This window comes from Streptomyces sp. NPDC047880 (assembly GCF_040706515.1).
Taxonomy (GTDB): domain Bacteria; phylum Actinomycetota; class Actinomycetes; order Streptomycetales; family Streptomycetaceae; genus Streptomyces.
Genome location: NZ_JBEZOK010000005.1, coordinates 201,339 through 218,773, shown reverse-complemented (window position 1 = coordinate 218,773; position 17,435 = coordinate 201,339). Strand labels below are relative to the sequence as shown.

At 70.6% G+C, this 17,435-nt stretch carries 17 protein-coding genes and 1 pseudogene; 7 read left to right on the top strand and 11 right to left on the bottom strand.

The features are described 5' to 3' along the window. Positions 1-76: 76 nt before the first annotated feature. From AB0937_RS10795 to AB0937_RS10755, 9 genes are all read right to left on the bottom strand, one after another. On the bottom strand, positions 77-712 hold the full coding sequence (locus AB0937_RS10795; protein ID WP_366710917.1) for a hypothetical protein: 636 nt from the start codon (positions 710-712) through the stop codon (positions 77-79). Between the two features lie 89 nt (positions 713-801). Beyond that, a complete protein-coding gene (locus AB0937_RS10790; RefSeq protein WP_366710915.1) occupies positions 802-1,593 on the bottom strand; it encodes a class I SAM-dependent methyltransferase in 792 nt (263 codons plus the stop codon). Between the two features lie 162 nt (positions 1,594-1,755). After that, a complete protein-coding gene (locus AB0937_RS10785) occupies positions 1,756-2,286 on the bottom strand; it encodes a methyltransferase domain-containing protein (RefSeq protein ID WP_366711102.1) in 531 nt (176 codons plus the stop codon). A 256-nt stretch (positions 2,287-2,542) separates the two neighbouring features. Next, a complete protein-coding gene (locus tag AB0937_RS10780; protein ID WP_366710914.1) occupies positions 2,543-3,763 on the bottom strand; it encodes a glycosyltransferase family 4 protein in 1,221 nt (406 codons plus the stop codon). Next, complete coding sequence (locus AB0937_RS10775; RefSeq protein ID WP_366710912.1) at positions 3,757-5,013, bottom strand: glycosyltransferase family 4 protein; 1,257 nt, start codon at positions 5,011-5,013, stop codon at positions 3,757-3,759. Before AB0937_RS10775 ends, AB0937_RS10780 begins: the two co-directional genes overlap by 7 nt. Continuing rightward, positions 5,013-5,687 carry an FkbM family methyltransferase gene (locus AB0937_RS10770; RefSeq protein ID WP_366710911.1) on the bottom strand — a complete coding sequence of 225 codons (675 nt, stop codon included), beginning with the start codon at positions 5,685-5,687 and terminating at the stop codon, positions 5,013-5,015. Before AB0937_RS10770 ends, AB0937_RS10775 begins: the two co-directional genes overlap by 1 nt. A gap of 5 nt (positions 5,688-5,692) precedes the next feature. Then, positions 5,693-6,505, bottom strand: coding sequence for a class I SAM-dependent methyltransferase (locus tag AB0937_RS10765; protein ID WP_366710909.1), 813 nt, complete (start codon positions 6,503-6,505; stop codon positions 5,693-5,695). Continuing rightward, positions 6,502-7,416 carry a WecB/TagA/CpsF family glycosyltransferase gene (locus tag AB0937_RS10760; RefSeq protein ID WP_366710908.1) on the bottom strand — a complete coding sequence of 305 codons (915 nt, stop codon included), beginning with the start codon at positions 7,414-7,416 and terminating at the stop codon, positions 6,502-6,504. Before AB0937_RS10760 ends, AB0937_RS10765 begins: the two co-directional genes overlap by 4 nt. A gap of 29 nt (positions 7,417-7,445) precedes the next feature. Next, positions 7,446-8,444, bottom strand: coding sequence for a UDP-glucuronic acid decarboxylase family protein (locus AB0937_RS10755; RefSeq protein WP_366711101.1), 999 nt, complete (start codon positions 8,442-8,444; stop codon positions 7,446-7,448). A 192-nt stretch (positions 8,445-8,636) separates the two neighbouring features. On the opposite strand from AB0937_RS10755, the gene AB0937_RS10750 reads away from it, so the two are divergent. The 4 genes from AB0937_RS10750 to AB0937_RS10735 all read left to right on the top strand — a co-directional run bounded on the left by AB0937_RS10750 (position 8,637) and on the right by AB0937_RS10735 (position 13,955). Then, positions 8,637-9,296 (top strand): sugar transferase, encoded by a 660-nt coding sequence (locus AB0937_RS10750; RefSeq protein ID WP_366710907.1) that lies wholly within the window; start codon positions 8,637-8,639, stop codon positions 9,294-9,296. A gap of 102 nt (positions 9,297-9,398) precedes the next feature. Next, positions 9,399-11,312, top strand: coding sequence for a DUF4012 domain-containing protein (locus AB0937_RS10745; protein WP_366710906.1), 1,914 nt, complete (start codon positions 9,399-9,401; stop codon positions 11,310-11,312). 179 nt (positions 11,313-11,491) lie between these two features. Beyond that, positions 11,492-13,012: a polysaccharide biosynthesis tyrosine autokinase gene (locus AB0937_RS10740; protein ID WP_366710904.1), complete on the top strand. Its 1,521-nt coding sequence runs from the start codon at positions 11,492-11,494 to the stop codon at positions 13,010-13,012. Between the two features lie 214 nt (positions 13,013-13,226). Continuing rightward, a complete protein-coding gene (locus AB0937_RS10735; RefSeq protein ID WP_366710902.1) occupies positions 13,227-13,955 on the top strand; it encodes a glutaminyl-peptide cyclotransferase in 729 nt (242 codons plus the stop codon). A gap of 122 nt (positions 13,956-14,077) precedes the next feature. On the opposite strand, the gene AB0937_RS10730 is transcribed toward AB0937_RS10735, so the two are convergent. Further along, positions 14,078-15,052 carry a WD40 repeat domain-containing protein gene (locus tag AB0937_RS10730; RefSeq protein WP_366710901.1) on the bottom strand — a complete coding sequence of 325 codons (975 nt, stop codon included), beginning with the start codon at positions 15,050-15,052 and terminating at the stop codon, positions 14,078-14,080. A gap of 124 nt (positions 15,053-15,176) precedes the next feature. On the opposite strand from AB0937_RS10730, the gene AB0937_RS10725 reads away from it, so the two are divergent. Both AB0937_RS10725 and AB0937_RS10720 read left to right on the top strand, forming a co-directional pair. After that, positions 15,177-15,851 carry an SGNH/GDSL hydrolase family protein gene (locus tag AB0937_RS10725; RefSeq protein ID WP_366710900.1) on the top strand — a complete coding sequence of 225 codons (675 nt, stop codon included), beginning with the start codon at positions 15,177-15,179 and terminating at the stop codon, positions 15,849-15,851. An 82-nt stretch (positions 15,852-15,933) separates the two neighbouring features. Next, positions 15,934-16,092 carry a hypothetical protein gene (locus AB0937_RS10720; protein ID WP_366711108.1) on the top strand — a complete coding sequence of 53 codons (159 nt, stop codon included), beginning with the start codon at positions 15,934-15,936 and terminating at the stop codon, positions 16,090-16,092. A gap of 89 nt (positions 16,093-16,181) precedes the next feature. On the opposite strand, the gene AB0937_RS10715 is transcribed toward AB0937_RS10720, so the two are convergent. Next, positions 16,182-17,171 carry an aldo/keto reductase gene (locus AB0937_RS10715; RefSeq protein ID WP_366710899.1) on the bottom strand — a complete coding sequence of 330 codons (990 nt, stop codon included), beginning with the start codon at positions 17,169-17,171 and terminating at the stop codon, positions 16,182-16,184. A gap of 77 nt (positions 17,172-17,248) precedes the next feature. Between AB0937_RS10715 and AB0937_RS10710 the strand changes: the two are divergent. Then, positions 17,249-17,422 (top strand): annotated as a pseudogene (locus tag AB0937_RS10710) (aldo/keto reductase); the annotation flags it as partial. Positions 17,423-17,435: the final 13 nt, after the last annotated feature.

Genomic DNA, 17,435 nt, shown 5'->3' with positions numbered 1-17,435 from the left:
TGACCGGGATGCGGTTTCCGCGGGTTCACGCCGGGCGGAGGGGGTCGCACGGTGAGCCGCTGACATGTCCGGGGGTTCAGCCGTTCTGGATGCTCTGCCGGGTGAGTTCGCCCGCGCGCAGGCCGGCGAGCGCGTCCACGGCCGGGGCGAGTTCCGGGCTTGCCAGGACGACACATCCCCGCTTCGCACCGGTCTCGTCCGCCGAACCGCTCCTCGGGTAGAAAGCCCCCCAGCCGGGGAGTGCCGGGAGGTAGTTCACGTCCAGCGGAGTTCCGTGGTACGAGGTGAACTGATAACCGGGGTCGCCCGGTACGCGGAAGTCGTCGATCATCACGACCGCTCTGCTCCAGCGCTCCTCGATGATCTCCAGTTCCTGGTAGCGAGGCACGTCCTCCTGCCAGTGAGCATCGAGATAGAAGAACAGCGCGGGGTTTCCCGGCCGCTTCGAGAGAATGTGCAGCATCTCCCGTGAATCCGTGCGGTACAGGTGGATGCCCGGCAGGCCGCGGCATTTCGTCGCGGCGTATCGGTAGAACCTCTCCGCGATCTCGGCCGAGTGGACGGGCAGGCCGGAGACGCCGCTCAGGAACCTCGTCGTGGTGCCGCGGAAGGAACCGGTTTCGACGATCTCATCGAAGTCGATCGCCGCCAGCAGTTCGCGGATGATCTCCTGGCGCTTGAGCTGCCCGTTGAACGGCCCCAGTTCGGGCATTCCCAGGCGTGGAAACAGCAGATCCGTCCGAAAGGAGATCGCGGCAGGAAGGGCGGCGCTGGCTCTGATGTAGGCCCGCTGCGAGCGGTTCACAGTCCACTCCCCCGTGTCGTGTCGCCGTCCGGTTTCACCACCACCGCGACCATCATGTTGCCGGCCCGGTTCACCGGCCGCAGCACGCGGTAGACAGTCTTGGCGACCGTCAGGCGCCACCGTTCCGGGAAGCGCCGTGCCAGCTTTCCGACGACCACGTTGTGGTCCCACATCCGGTGCGGCAGCACGATCGCCCGCTTGCAGAGCAGATAGCTGCGGGTGGCCTGGTTCAGGATCGAGCGATTCCATCGGAAGACATAGTTGACGACGTCTCCATGCCGTTCCCACTCGGTGCCGATGGCCCTTCCCACCAGACCGTCGTGCGGCTCGATCACGATGACGGCCGTCCGGGCCACCCGGAGCATCTCGGTGAAACCCAGAACCGGTCGCGGCAAGTGATGCAGGCCGTCCTGGACAAGGACCAGGTCGTAACTGGAATCCGGGATCCCGGCCATGTTCTCGGCGTTCAGAGACATGGTTCGAAGCGTCGGTTCCAGGCCGCGGCACACGGCGAGTGCCTCTTCGGACAGATCACTGACCGTGATGTCCTTGAAGCCGTAACGGCTCAGGAAGACGCCCTCTCCGCCCACCCCGCCGCAGACGATCAGCACGCTCTGCCGCGCGGGATCGAGCAGTCCCCGAACACGCAGCATGCGCAGCGCGGTTCGCAGCCGCCGGTCGCGCAGAAACCGTGTCAGCGGATCGCTGGTCACGTGGAAGGACCAGTCGTCCCGGGTGCTGCAGATTTCCGCCATCGCGGCGCGCTGCAAATCAACCCCGCTTTTCACAGCTCCTCCTCCGAGGCATAGGAAAATGCAAGATCCCGGTCACTCTGTCACGGTCGCAGGAATGATCCTGACGCACGCGCCGAACTTTTCGGAGTAGCTGATTTTCCGGCGTCGTCGCACGGTCGGACGGTCGAATGATCCGCCAGGACGAGACGGGGCGGCTCAGGCGACAACCGCTTCGACGATCAGGGCGAATTGGGGTCGCGACTCCAGGTTCCGGAGTTCCGGGTCATCGCTCTGGCCGGGCGCGTAACGGCGGACTGCGGAGAACCCGGCCGACCGGAGCTCCGCCTCCACCGCGTCGAAGTCCCAGAGGAATCCGGCGTGATGGCCGCAGTCCTGGAAGGTCATGCGCAGCAGATCAACCGGATGCTCGGCCTGGTAGCCCCTCCGCCGGCACTCCTCCATCTCCCGTCGGGTCTCGTCGTCACGTGCCAGGTACAGCCGCACAGCGTGCTCGACATCGGGTGTCGACAGCCGGATGCGCCCACCGGGTGCGAGAACGCGCCGGGCTTCACGGAACATGCGGCGGGCAGGCTCGAGGCGGATGTGCTCGATCATGTTGTCGGAGTAGATGTGACTCGCCGATCCGGAGCGGACGGGCCACGTCCTGGTGGCGTCCAGATAGGACCGCGTGTGCCAGCAGACATCGGTGCAGATCCAGCCGGGCCGACGCCCCCGGAAGCTTCCCACTTCGATCTTGAGGAGGGGCCCCGACCTCACCGCGTGCGCGAAGCGGGCCTTGGCGACGGGGCGGTTGACGGCGCCGATGACCGATCTGGCAACGCTCTTCACAACGGACACGCGAGCGACGCTACAGTCCCGCACCGGACCGCCTTCGGTGCCACACCCCGGACTGCGGCCCGCATCACCCGCCCGGTCGTCGGCACGGAAATCGCGTGTCGCCGATCGCCGCAGCCGTCCCCGCTCTGCGTGGTGCCTGAGAAGCTCACTGCCGCACGGCAGCGTGTCCGCCGCGTCTGCGCGTCTCACTGAGCAGCCGGAGCAGCCCTTCGCGGAAACGTGCGGCCATGGCGCCGGTCGTATAGGAGCCGGCGTCCTCCCGGCAGCGCGCTCGGAGGGAGGCGAGACGGGCCCGGTCGGTCAGCAGTGCCTGCGCCGCCGCCGCGTACACCACCGGGTCGTCGGACGTGATGACGGCGTTGTGGCCGTTCCGCAGGTACTCGAATTCCGGTGCGTGCCAGGGCCAGTCCGTGGTGACGACGGGTGTCCGCAGGACGAACGAGTCCACCGCGCACAGTCCCACCCGGCCCGGCATCAGCATGATGTCCGACACCGCTCCGAGCAGCGCCACCTGTCTTCCCGTCATGTGCCCCAGGGGGACCACCGGGCTCCCGGGAGCGGCAGCCGCGGCCTCCACCAAGGGCCGATCGGTACCGTCCCCCGCCACGAGCAGCCGGAATCCCGGCAGGGCTTCGGCGATGCGCCAGGCAGACTCCAGCAGCAGGGGGATCCGCTTGGGAGCGTCCAGCCCGCCCACGAACAGGGCTGTCCGTCCGGGCAGCAGCCCGTGGCGCGACCGCAGGGCCGCCGCTTCGGCGAACTCCCGGGTCCCGGGTGTACCCGCCCGCTCGCGGGCCTCGGCGAGCGCCACCGTGTCCACGCAGTTGCGTACCACGGTGATGCGCCGCCGCGGGAAGCCCCCGGCGGCGAGGTGGTCGGCTCCGCCCTCGGTATAGGCGAAGAACCATGAGGCGCGCCGGGTGAGAGCGTCCTTGGCGGCGGTCTCCACCCGACTCACCGGCTTGGTGTACGTACGGCCGTGGCCCCACAGCGCGACACGCGGAGTGCGACCACCGGTCATGCGCGCCAGCTGCTGCCGGAGAAGGAGCGGATACGCCTCGAGATTGCGCAACGCCTGTTCCAGCACGACGACATCGGCGGAGGCCGCTCGCCGGTACACCTGCTGCCAGACGAGTGACCGGCCCCCGGGTACGCCCAGGCGGCGCACCGGGACCTGGATCGCGCCCGAGCAGTGCGAAGAGTCCTGCCGTGCCACATGGGAGGGTGGCGGAGGACCGTGCAGCACGTCGAGGGTGCATCCCTCGGTCCGGAGATCACTCCCGAGACGTTCGAAGAATCCGGTCCGGTAGCTGGGCACATAGGGCTGGACGATCACGATCCTCGCCTGCTGCCCGGCCTTCAGCACGTCGTGTTCCCCGCTGTGCCCGCCCGGCCCGCGGCCGGGACGGGCCGGGTGCCGGCGCGGTGCGCGAGAGCGGCGGCGTACACGGCCTCGATGCGCTCCGCCCAGACCTGTTGCGTGTAATGACCCAGGAACACCTCCCGGCAGCTTCGGCGCAGCGAGGGGAAGCACTCGGCGGCGCGGCGGAGCGCCGCGTCCAATGGTTCGTCCCAGTCCACCACCGCGCCCGTGCCCTGCTCCCGCACCGAGTCCGCGACGGCCGAACCGGTGAACGCCAGCACCGGGAGCCCGGCGGCCAGTGCCTCCGGATAGATCAGGGGGGCGCCCTCCAGCCAGCGGCTGGGGAAGATCAGGCCCCGCCAGGAAGGCAGCCGCCGCCGCAGTTCGCCGTGGTCGAGCGCGCCGAGGAAGCGGACCGACCGCGGTGCGGCCAGGCGGCAGTCGTCGAGCAGGGGGCCGTCACCCACCACGTCCAGGCGTTCTCCGGCCGGCCAGCGGCCCAACAGCTCCAGCAGTCCCTTCTCCGGGCTCAGACGCCCGGCGAAGACCCAGGCGGCCTCGTCCGTGCCGGTGCTGCGCCGGACCGTCTCCGCGGGGGCCTCGAGTGCGGCGTCGGTGGTGGAGTTGGGCACGAGGTCCAGCCGCTCCGGTTCGATCCCGGCTCGGATGTACATCCGGCGGCTGGTCGCGGACAGCACCACGACACGGTCCGCGCGGCGCAGCAGTGGATGGGCGACGGCTCCGCGGCGCCCGGCCCACGCCAGCGGCGCGGTCGCCACGGGCGAGCTGCGGTAGCAGCCGTTCCGCAGCCCGGCCCACCGGTCGCCGTCGGGGCACCGGGTGCACATCGCGCCGTCCCGGTACAACGTGGCGGCGGCGCACAACGGCCGGTAGTTGTGCACCGTGGCGACGACGGGGCCGTGCCAGCGCCGCAGCCAGGAGCTGCCGAAGTTCGGGAAGAGGTTGTGCACATGGACCACGTCCGGGCGCAGCCTCCGCAGGTCGGCCAGGGGGGACCGGCCTCGTCCGCTGCTCACGGTGACGGCGGCACGCAGCGGGTAGAACGGGGAGCGGGCGAGTTCGTCGGTGTGCGCGGCCACGAGGTGTGCCTCGTGCCCCGCTCCGGCGAGGGCCGCCAGCTGATCGGTCACGGTCTGGTTCTCGCCGCTGGGAGTGGCTGAACCGTAGAAGCTGTGGACCACGGCGACGCGCAAGGACGACGAGCCGTGCCGCAGAGCCGTGCCGGGAGCCATCAGCCGTGGGTGAGGGTGTAGTTGCGGGCCTCCGCGTGGCGCACCACGTAACCGGCGTCCTCCAGTCGGCGGAGCCGCCGGCGCAGGGACCAGGGGCCTTGCGGAGTGTCGAATTCGATGCAGAGCACTCGTGGCAGTGTGCCCTCGGCGAGAATCCTGTCCAGCACTGGTCCTTCGGCTCCTTCGATGTCCATCTTCAGCAGGTCGACCCGCTGGTGTCCCAGCATCTTCATGAAGGTGGTCAATGTGTGGCATTGGGCGTCGAACCCGGGCCCGCGGCCGCGGACCTCGGTGGCGGAGTGGGACACGTGCGCGGGATCGGCGGGGGGATGGAAATGCAGCACCGTGTCCTCCTTCCACATCCCGAAGGGGAGGAAGTGCCATCGCGGTTCGGTGACTCCTCTGGCGAACGCGATCGAGCGGGGTGTGGGATCCATGGCCCAGACCTCACAGCCGAAGCGCCGCAGGAGGGCGAGGTCGAAGCTGACGTCCTCGCCCGCACCTGCCGCGTAGACGACGGAATCCCGGCTGATCAGATCGGTGGGGACCCACCATCCTCCGTAGTCGCTGCCGAACCGCTCCAGACCGCGAACAGGGCGGATACGGGTCAGCCACGGCACTGCGACCTCCGCGGTCTTCAGCTTGATCCGCCGGCTGAGGTGTCTCGCCGCCATGCGCGTCACACGCGTTCCGTGGCGAGAAGGCCGAAGGTCGTCGGCGGGAAGAGGCGCTCTCCGACGGCCTGAAGCAACCCCGACTGGGTGGACCAGTAACGCCGGACCTCCACCGTCACGAAGTGGGGTGCGAGCAGGTCACGCAGGGCATCCTCGTCGACGCCGTCGCGGACGACGTGGTACTCGACCATGTCGGCCTCATTGGTGTCGTCGTAGACGCCGCGTACGCGGCGCAGGCGGGTGGCGAGCCCGCGCCGGAGCTCGCCCTGGCCGAGGCGCCAGAGGAAGTAGGCGTTGCGGTCCAGGCTCAGCGACACCCGGGACCGGCGCGGATACCACAAGGGGTCCTGGGCGCTGAGGAACGCGCCGCCGGGAACGATGTTCTCGATGAGCTGCTTGACGGTGCCGAGGTAGTCCGGGATGTGGTGCAGCACGGAGACGCACACCACGGCGTCGAGCGGCCCGACCCGGCAGGCCGCGGTGCCGTCCTTGTCGTGGATCACGGTGACCCGGGGGTTGTGCCGGAAGCGGCTTTGGAGGAAACGGACGCTCGGCTCGCTCATCTCCGTCACAGTGACCTGCGCGCCCGCCGCCACCAGGTGATCGGTGAAGGTGCCGTGTCCGGCACCCAGTTCGAGCACCCGGCACTGACCGTTCCGGTCGGTGACCTGTTGGACCAGGGTGTGCAGGTCCGCGACCAGCCGGTCGCGAATGGTGTGGTGGCGAATGTGGGGGGAGCCCGCCGCGTAGTCGTGCCCGGCTCCGTGCTCGCGCTGCTGCAACTCCCCCATCGAGGGTGTGACCGGTGGGGTCGTCATGGCCGCCCCTCGGGGATCGGGGCCGGGATCTCCCGGCGGTGGCGGGCGAGTCCGCCCGGGTTCAGGCGACCGGGTCCTCCGGCCAGCACAGCGCTGCCCGTTCGCACCGGGCGGGACGCCTGGCGCACCACCCCGTGGACGAAGCGCGCGTTGCCGAACAGGTACCGGCGCCACAGACGGCGTGGTTCACAGCCGAGCCGGAACAGCCATTCCAGCCCGTTGTGCCGCATCCAGTGCGGTGCCTGCGGCTTGTTGCCGGCGACGAAGTCGAAGGCCGCGCCCACGGCCACGGCCACCACGGGCAGGGCGTCGCACAGTTCGGCGGCCCAGCGGTCCTGCTTCGGCGTGCCGAGTCCGACCCAGACGATGTCCGCCGCGGCGGAACGGATCTGCTCCACCTGCTGGCGCCGTTCATGGACGTGCAGGGGCCGGAACGGCGGGGAGCAGGTGCCCACGATCCGCGCCCCGGGATAGCGCCGCCGCAGCTCCCGGTGGAGTGCGTCGAGCACCTGGGGCGTGGAGCCGAGAAGGTAGTGGTTCACTTCCGTGTGCTGAGTCAGGGCGAAGACGTCCGTGAGGAGGTCGGGGCCGTACACACGTGTGCTCGGCAGTACCGCGGTGGGGTGGAGGAGTCGGTTGGCCCACACGACCGGCTGCCCGTCGGGCAGGTTCAGGGAGGCGGAGCGGAGGATGTCGCGCAGTCCGGGGTCCCGGTCGGCGAGGGCGAGCGTGTAGGCGTTGGACAGGTGCACGTCGCTGCCACGCCGGCTGCCGGAGGCGCCGGGTTCCTCGGTGAGCCCCTGCCGTGCCTCGCGCACCCTGCCGGCCAGGTCCACGACATGGCGGGCCGCACTGTCGCGGGTGTGCGCGGTGATGGGCACACCGAGGCATTCGACCACGGGAGCGGTCACCGGCATCGTCGCGCTGCTCGGAGGGGCGGTCATGAGGCGGCGGCGGAGCTCGGCGTGGATCCGGCCGGCAGCGGGCCGCTCCCGGCGCAGTCCCCGACGGACAGACGGTGGCGGAAGTACATGACGGTGTCGCACAGGCCGCGTTCCACGGGAGTCGTGGGTTCCCAGTTCAGCAGCTCGCGGGCCAGGGCGATGTCCGGGCGCCGCCGCTCGGGGTCGTCCTGGGGACGGGGGACGAGCGTGATCTCGGAGCGGGACCGGGTGAGCTTGCCGATCCACTGCGCCAGTTCCAGCATGGAGACCTCATGGGGATTGCCCAGGTTGACGGGTCCGCCGTGGTCGCAGGCAAGCATGCGCAGCAGGCCTTCGACCACGTCGTCGACGTAGCACAGCGACCTGGTCTGGCTGCCGTCGCCGGTGACCGTGATCGGCTCTCCGCTCAGCGCCTGGCGGATGAAGGTGGGGATCGCCCGCCCGTCGTCCGGGCGCATCCGCGGACCGAAGGTGTTGAAGATGCGCACGATCTTGGCGTCCACGCCGCGGCTCCTGCGGTACGCCATCGTCAGTGCCTCACCGAAGCGCTTCGCCTCGTCGTACACCGAACGCGGGCCCACCGGGTTCACATGTCCCCAGTAGCTCTCCGGCTGCGGATGGACCAGCGGGTCGCCGTACGACTCCGAGGTGGAGGCCAGCAGGAAGCGGGCGCCCTTGGCGGCGGCCAGGTCCAGGGCGTGCCAGGTGCCGGCCGAGCCCACCCGGAGCGTCTCCAGGGGCAGTCTCAGATAGTCCACGGGCGACGCCGGTGACGCCATGTGGAAGACGGTGTCCACCTGCCCCGGCTCGTCCAGGCCCTCGGTGATGTCCCGGTGGCGGAACTCGAAGCGCCGGTCGCCCATGAGGTGCTCGATGTTCTCGGGGCCGGACGTCAGGAAGTTGTCCACGCAGACGACTTCGTGGTCCGCCTGTAGCAATCGTTCACACAAATGGGAGCCGAGAAACCCGGCCCCACCCGTCACTACCGCACGCATGCAGGTCCTCTCGGCCGCCCCGCCCAGGCTGATGGCGAGGGCGGGCTTCGGCGTCATTGCCGAAGCGTGGATCAATGTCGTGCTTCTATTCCTTAGTCAGAGATGATCCGATTGGGATGTTCTGCGGGCCCCAATGCGCCCGAACCAGGACACCTTTCACCCGTTCCGCCGCAGAAGACGAAGGGATGCGCGATGCCGGTATCCGCTGCGAAGGCGGCCCCTCACCCGCCCGCTCCCCGGGGGCGTGCGCACGGCGGAGTCCGGGCCGCCAAGCGGTTCATCGACTGCGCGGGGGCCGCCGCACTGCTCCTGTTCGTGGCGCCGGTGCTGATCGCCGCCGCCGTCGCGGTGAAGCTCGACAGTCCGGGCCCGCTGCTGTTCCGCCAGCGCCGCACCGGCTGGCGGGGCAAGGAGTTCCACGTCCTGAAGTTGCGGACGATGCACGTCGGTTCGGAGCGGATGCGCGACGCCATGGCGGAGTCCAACGAGGCCGACGGGCACCTCTTCAAGATCCGCGAGGACCCGCGGGTGACCAGGGCCGGGCGCTGGTTGCGGCGTTACTCCCTGGACGAGTTGCCGCAGCTGGTCAATGTGCTGCGGGGGCAGATGTCCCTGGTCGGTCCCCGTCCGCTCCCGGTCGTGGACTCGGCGTTCACCGGGGAGGCCCGGCGCCGCCTGCTGGTCCGCCCCGGGATCACCGGACTGTGGCAGGTGAGCGGACGCTCCGACCTCGCCTGGGAGGACGCCCTGCGTCTGGATCTCGAGTACGTCGACACCTGGTCGATCAGGCTCGACCTGGCGATCCTCTGCCGGACCCTCCCCGCCGTGCTGCGCGGTGACGGCGCCTACTGAGCCGGCTCCAGCGCGAGGGTTCACCTCCACAGCCTGCCGCCCACCGGGCGTTGCGGGAGCCCACGGCCCCAGCGAACGAGATCAGCCAGGGAGTGACATCAGATGTCCGAGACTCGCCGTGGTGCGTCGCAGGAGCAGGAATCCTCGCTCGGTGCGGCGCGGGCCCGGTGGAATCCGCGCCGGTACAAGGAGTGGGTCCCGCCCGCCGTCGTCGTCCGCCTGCTGCGCGACCGGCGCGTCAGGATGCCGCTGTACGCCGCGGCCGCACTGGTTCTGGCCGGTGCCGCCTGGATCGCGGTCACCGGAGTGCTCGCCCGGAATGAGCTGATGGCCGCCCAGCGAAGCCTGGAGACGCTGCGGCGGCACCTCGCGCAGCCCGCGGCAACCCCGGCCGTCGCTGCCGGCCCGCCTGCGGCGCTGACCGCAACCGTGCAGGACGCGGTGCGCGACGCCGGCGGCCACGCCGCCCGGGCTCATCGGCTCACGACCGGCCCCGCCTGGTTCCCGGCGGCTCATCTGCCGGTTCTCGGCGGCCCCCTCCGTACGGTGCGCGGTATCGCGGAGGCCTCCGCCCGGCTGACCCACGACGTGCTCCCTCCCCTGGCGCACACCGTCGCGGAACTCGATTCCACCGGGACCGACGACGGCCGGCACCTGAACCTCTCCGCGCTGCGCCGTGTGGCACCCCTTCTGGAACAGGCCTCGCACAGCGCATCGAGGGTGCGTGCCGACGTCGACGGCCTCCCCCACGGCACCTGGCTGCCGGCCACCGACCGGGCGCGCACCGAACTCGCCCGGCAGCTCGACCGGATCACCCCCCTGGCTCACGATGCCGCCGCGGCGGCCCGGTTGATGCCCTCGATGCTCGGAGCCGACGGCCCGCGACGGTATCTGGCGGTGTTCGAGAACACCGCCGAGGCTCGTGGAACGGGCGGGCTGCCCGGAGCCTTCGCGGTGCTCAGGGCGGAGCGGGGCCGGCTGAGCTTCGAGCACTTCGGCAACGACACCGAGCTGAGCGAAGCCCATGCGGACGTCGACCTGGGAGCGGATTTCAACGGGCTCTACGGTCCCAGCGCCCCGACCCGGACCTGGGTCAACTCCAACATGAGCCCGCACTTCCCGTACGCGGCGCGGATCTGGGCCGCGGCGTGGCAGCGGCACAGCGGCCAGAGGGTGGACGGCGCCTTCGGTCTGGACCCCGGTGCGGTCGCCGGGCTCCTCACCGCCTCCGGCCCCGCCCGGCTGCCCGACGGGAGCGCCGTCACCGCCCGTAACGTCGTCGACCTCAGCGAGCGCGCCAGCTACGCGCTCCACCCGGACTTCAAGCGGCGCAAGGCGTACTTCCTCGACGTGGCGCGCACGGTGGCCATCCGGCTGCTCGGCGCGTCGACGGACCCCACGCGCCGGACCGCACTCTTCTCGGCACTGCACCGGCAGTTGGGAGACGGGCGGATCAAGGTGTGGAGTGGGCACGCGGCGGAGCAGCGCGAGCTCCTGGCGCGGTCGTTCGGCGGGGCCCTGCCCAAGGGATCCGCTCCACTGGCCGGACTGGTCGTCAACAACGCGGCGGGTACGAAGCTCGACTACTACCTCGAGCGCCGGCTCATGTGGGTACCGGGCCGGTGCGTCGACGGCCGGCGCGAGGTCACCGTGACGGTGCGCCTCGCCAACCGGGCTCCCGCCTCGGGACTCCCGCCGTACGTCGTCCAGCGGGTGGACGACCCGCCCTACGACACCCGGCCCGGTGACAACCGCCTCCTGGTGTCCTACTACGCCAGTGCCGGCGCCACCTTGTCCGGTGCCACCCTGGACGGACGCTCCGCTCAGCTCAGCCACGGCGCCGAGCGGGGCCACCCGGTCTTCACCCTCGACGTCGAGCTGCCCGCGGGCGCCGCACGCACCCTCGTACTCCACTTGCTGGAGCGTCCCGCGGACCGTTCCGCCTTCGTGCTGCGTCAGCCCCTGGTGCTTCCCCTGCGGGCCAGCGCGCTCCCGAGCGGTCCGTGCACCGGCTGATCCGGCTGGTCAGCGGCACGGGATCCGGTTCCGGGCCGGCGATGCGGGAACGCACGCCTGGCCGACGGCGAGGGCGGCTCCGGCCGACTCGGCGAGAGATGGCACGTTTTGACCATGTATCGCAGATAAGATCACGCAGCTACCGAATGTAAATGTTGCTGCCGTTTTGCATACCTGGGATGGATATCTTGGATCTGTCCGACTACCTTCGGTTCCTGGTCAGGCGCTGGCGCATCATCGCGGCGCTGGGCCTGCTGGGAACAGCGGTCGGCGTGTTCGTCACCCACACCACCACACCGCAGTACCAGGCCACCTCGACCCTCTTCGTGTCGCTCCAGGACTGGGACGACACGGTCAAGCTCAATCAGGGCAACAGCTTCGCCCAGGCTCGCGTCCGCTCCTACGCGGAAGTGGTCACCAGTCCTTACGTGACCGGACCGGTCTCCGAGCTTCTGCGCCTGGACATGACGCCCTCTCAGCTGGCTCGGAAGATCACCACGGAAGTGCCTCTCGAAACGGTACTCCTCAAGATCACCGTCACCGACACCGAACCCGCCCGGGCGGCCCGGATCAGCAACGCGGTCGCCCACCGCTTCGCCGAGGTCATCGCCAAGATCGAACGACCGGAGGGCTCCCGGCTCTCGCCCGTCCGGCTGAGCATCACCGGCTACGCCACCAAACCCAAGACGCCGACCTCCCCCAACCTGGTGCTCAACCTCGCACTCGGCCTCGTGGCCGGACTGGGGCTCGGTGCCGGCCTGGCGGTCGCGCGGGAGTCGCTGGACACCTCGGTGCGCAGCCGCAACGACCTCACCCGGTGTCTCGCCGAGGCCGGCGGACCGGCCGTACTCGGCAGCGTCGCCCTCGACCAGAGTGCTTCCCGGCACACGGTGGCGGCGGACGACGACGCGTTCGGCCGGCGGGCGGAAGACTTCAGACGGCTGCGCACCAACCTCCGGTTCGTCGACATCGACGCTCCGCCCAAGGTCATCGCGGTCACCAGCGCAGTGTCCGCCGAGGGGAAGACGAGCATCTCGATCAACCTGGCGTCCTCCCTGGCCGAGTTCGGTTCCTCGGTCTGCCTGGTCGACGCCGACCTGCGGCGCCCCAGCGTGGCCTCCGCGCTCGGGCTGGTACAGGACGCCGGGCTGACCACCGTGATGATCGGCCAGGCGAACGCCGAGGACGTGATGCAGTCGGCGGGCGCGTTCTCGGTGCTGGCCAGCGGGGTGCTGCCGCCGAACCCTGCGGAGATGCTGGGCTCGGAGCAGTTCCGCGGCGTGGTGCGCGCGCTCGCCGACAGATTCGACCATGTCGTGATCGACACCGCGCCGGTCCTCCCGGTCGCGGACACACCGGCGATGGCCTCGGCGGTCGACGGTTACCTGCTGGCCGCCCGGTACGGGAAGACCTCCCGTGGCCAGGTCACCGACGCCGTGCGCACCCTGCAAGACGTCGGCGCCACCGTGCTCGGCAGCGTCCTCAACATGGTGCCCGCCAAGGGCGACATCGAGCAGTACGGCTACGGGTACCGTCCCCAGGCCTCGGGACGCAGGGAGCGGCTCCGGCTGCTCAGGCTCCGGCCGCGGCTCCGCCGCCGCGGCCGGCCGGCGACGATCGGCGCCTTCCCTGCGCCGGCCGCACCGTCGGGAAAGGACACCACGTCGGTGGCTGCCCAGGAAGGCGGAGACCATCACTGACCGCGGAGAGGGCGCCGCAGCCGGTGCGGGACGCGCCCGGCGGGTGCCGCGCCGTCGGCCAGGCGGTCGTCGGCGCGGGAGCCCCGGTGTGGCGGTTCGCGGCTCCCGGCCGACGGTCAGGTGCGCGCGGACGCGCGTACTCCCGGCCCTCGCGGCCGCGGTCCTCGCAGGCTCCGCACTGCTCTCCTCCTGTACGGCTGACGACCGCTCACCGGTGCGCACGCAGGCCGGATCCGCCGCGGAGCCGGTCGAGCAACTGAGGGTCAGGGTCCTCGACGTCCTGCCCCACGACCCGAAGGCCTACACGCAGGGCCTGGAGATGGCCGGGCGAACCCTCTACGAGGGGACGGGCATGGCCGGTCAGTCGTCGATCCGCCGGGGCCCGCCCGGCCGGCGTCCCACCGTCCGTGCCGACCTGCCGACGCCGCTGTTCGGGGAGGGGGTCACCGTCCTCGGACGGACGCTGTGGCAGTTGACCTTCCGGGACCACATCGCCATCGAACGGGACGCCGGAACCCTCGCGGAGCTGCGTCGTCTTCCCTACCCGGCGGAGGGCTGGGGCGTATGCCACCAGCCGGGGCGCGGGCGGCTGGTCACCAGTGACGGTTCCGCCCGGCTCACCTTGCGGGACCCGCGCACGCTGGCCCCGACGGGTGAACTCCTCGTCACCCTTCGAGGCCGTCCGGTGCCGCGGCTCAACGAGCTGGAATGCGTGGGCGACCGCGTGTACGCCAATGTCTGGCCCTCCGACCGGATCGTGCGCGTCGACACCGGCACCGGCGCGGTCACCGCCCAGATCGACGCCTCGGGGCTGCTGCCCTCGAAGGAACGGCGGCCCGCCGAGGTGCTCAACGGCATCGCCGCCGTCCCGGGCACCGGTGAGTTCCTGCTCACCGGCAAGTGGTGGCCGAAGATGTTCCGGGTGGCTTTCGTCGCCAGGTGATCCGGTCCCGGCTCCGGCCGGCCCGGCCGCGCGGCGGGTACGTCGCCGGGCCGCGCCGCACGCGGCTCACCAGCGGGAAACGGAGCTCCGGCAGGTGCCGGTACCGGGCCGCCTTCCGGCCTCTATTTCCGCCGCCGCAGCCCGCGCAGACCGAGCAGGGCGGCGCACGCCACGGCCACGGCGATGGCGCCGGTCCTGAGGTTGCCGCCGAACCCGTCACCGGCGGCACCGTCGTCCCGTGCGGCCGAACCGCCGCCACCGGAAGAGGTGCCGGCTCCACCGGGCGCGTCCTGCGGCTCCACCGGGCTGTCCGCCCCCTCGGCGCCGTACATCAGCGTCTTGCCGTCCGCGGTGTAGGTGACGGACTCGCCCTGCCCCAGGAACGGCACGCCGAGCCGCTCCTTCTTCTTGATCTTCCCGCCGTTCCAGTCGTAGGCGATCGCGCCGAAGTAGCTGCGCACGACGAGGTGCTGCCCGTCCGGGGAGAGCGTGGCGTCGGTGGCCTCCAGGTCGGGGACCGCGGCGATCGGACGGAAGACGTTCGCCCCGGAAGGGGAGAGCCGCGCCGGGCCCTCGTACAGGTGCCCGCCCTTCTCGTTCTTGTCGACGATGTAGACACGGCCGGTCTTCGGGTGCACCACGAGGGACTCGGCGTCCCGCGCACCCTCGGAGTACTTCACGACGTACTGGGTGGCCTTGATCGTCTGGTCGCGCAGGTTCTCCGGCTCGGGCAGCCGGTAGATCCAGACGTACGGCCAGGTGCCGCCGAGGTTGTCGCCGATGTCACCGACGTAGATCTGGTCGTCCGGCCCGATGGAGACGGCCTCGACGTCGCGCGGGCTGCCCACGCCGGACATGGTGATCGTGGCGACCGTCTCGCCCGTCGAGCTGTCGACGGCGTAGAGGTACGCCCCGTCGTCGCTGTCGTTGTGCGTCCAGTAGATGCCCGGGTGCTGCCGTGAGGCCGCCAGGCCGCTGGACTCGGTGATGCGCGGGTCCTTGATCGTGAACTTCTCGTCGCCGTCGGCGGCGGAGGCGGGCACGGCGAGAGCCCCCGTGAGGAGGACGGCGGCGAGCAGTGCGAACGGTCTGCGCATACCCCAAGCCTGCCATCCGGCCCGGCGGTTCACCGACGTAATGGATCACAGGCCCGAATGAGTGGCCGAGGCGCGTGTCCCGACTCACATCCCGCCGGCCGTCGAGATCGTTCATCATGAGCGGATGCTCAGGTTCATGCCCGTCGGTGACTCCATGACGATCGGAAGCGCGGGCGAACACACATGGCGCTACCGGCTGTGGCAGCACCTGTCCCGGTCCTACGGCGGCCCCTGCACCCTCGTCGGGCCCCGCGAGACCCTCTACGACAAGCTCGCCGAAGCCCCGGAGTCGTACGCGTACGCCGAACCGGACTTCCCGCGGGCCCACCTGGCCGGCTGGGGCGAGGGCTGGCTGCACATGGCGCCGCTGATCGGCGAGGCGGTGCGGTCCTGCCGGGCGGACGTCCTGCTGGTCTCCCTCGGCCTCATCGACCTGGGCTTCTACACCGACGCGGAGCAGACCGCCGAGAACGTCCGGGCGTTCGTGTCCGAGGCCCGCGCGGCGAACCGGCGGGTGCGGATGGTGTGGCTGCCGGTGATCCCGAACGTGCGCGCGGCGACGGACCCGCCCTTCGCCGCCGAGGTCACCCGCTTCAACGAACTGCTGGCGAAGACGGCCGCCGACCTCGCCGAGCCCGGCTCCCCCGTCCTCCTGGCCTCGCTCCCCCCGTCGTACGACATCCACGCCGACACCTACGACGGCACCCACCCCAGCGCGAGCGGTGAGCACAAGATCGCGGCGGCGTTCGCGGAGGCGATGTACCAGGGCTGGGACCTGGCCGGGCCGTACGAGGAGTAGCCGTTCACGAACGGGGCGGCGGGCCCGCACGCGCGGGTTCGTGCTTGCCTGGAGCGCACTCCAGGACGTTGGCCTGGGCACCATGGAGTACACGCAGCTCGGACGCACGGGACTCAAGGTCAGCCGGCTGGTCCTCGGCACCATGAACTTCGGCCCGCAGACCGACGAGGAGCAGTTCGTACGCCAGATCCGTCCGGCCCTCGCCGCTGCCGACAGCCACGCCGCCAACCGGCACTCTTGACGCCGGTTGCACAGCAGCGCATCGCTGACGTTCACCGATCCTGCGGACCCCGAGCGGACGACGACGCCCCCCCTCACAGACCCTCTACCTCACCATGCGAAGGCTTCGGGAGAAGGTCCGGGACCGGGGAAGATCTCGCCCAGAGACGTCAGCAGTTCCTCGCTCAGTTCCAACTGCAGGGCGCGCAGCGCCGAGTCCAGCTGCTCCTGCGTGCGGGGGCCGACGATCGGGCCGGTGACGCCGGGGCGGGTCAGCAGCCAGGCGAGCGCCGCTTCACCGGGTTCCAGGCCGTGCTTGTCGAGGAGGTTCTCGTACGCCTGGATCTGCTCGCGTGTCTTGGTGTCCTTGAGCGCGTCGGCAGCGCGGCCGCTCGCCCGGCGCCCCTGTGTGGCCTCCTTCTTGAGGACGCCGCCGAGCAGTCCTCCGTGCAGCGGAGACCAGGGGATGACACCGAGGCCGTAGTCCTGCGCGGCCGGGATCACCTCCATCTCCGCGCGCCGCTCGGCAAGGTTGTAGAGGCACTGCTCGCTGACCAGGCCCATGCGGCCGTGCCGGGCGGCGGTCTCGTTGGCCTGGGCGATCTTGTAGCCGGGGAAGTTGGACGACCCCGCGTAGAGGATCTTGCCTTGCTGGACCAGGACGTCGATCGCCTGCCAGATCTCCTCGAACGGCGTCGACCGGTCGATGTGATGGAACTGGTAGATGTCGATGTAGTCGGTCTGCAGCCGCTTGAGGGAGGCGTCGACGGCCCGTCGGATGTTCACCGCGGAGAGCTTGTCGTGGTTGGGCCAGACGTCCCCGTCGCCCGCCATGTTCCCGTACACCTTGGTGGCGAGGACGACCTTGTCGCGCCGCCCGCCACCCTGGGCGAACCACGTACCGATGATCTCCTCGGTGCGGCCCTTGTTCTCACCCCACCCATAGACGTTGGCCGTGTCCAGAAAGTTCAGACCCGCGTCGAGAGCGGCGTCCATGATGCCGTGGCTGGTTGATTCGTCTGTCTGCGGACCGAAGTTCATCGTGCCGAGAACGAGTCGGCTGACCTTGAGTCCGGTGCGTCCGAGCTGGGTGTACTTCATGGACCACAAGCCAACTGCTTCGAGTCCGCTCCAGGCAAGGGCCTCAGGTTCCGCCGTGGAGGAGTCGTCTCCGAGGTGCCGGTCTGCTCACCCGCCCCGGCGTGACCGGCCCGATCGTCGGCCCGCGCACCGCCGGCCAGCTCGCCTCCGCCGTCCGCGCATCGGAGCTGGAACTCTCCGAGGAACTCCTGACCGCCCTGGACGAGACCTTCCCGGGCCCGGGCCCGGGCCCGGAGGCGTTCGCCCGGTAGGTCGCGCCTGCGG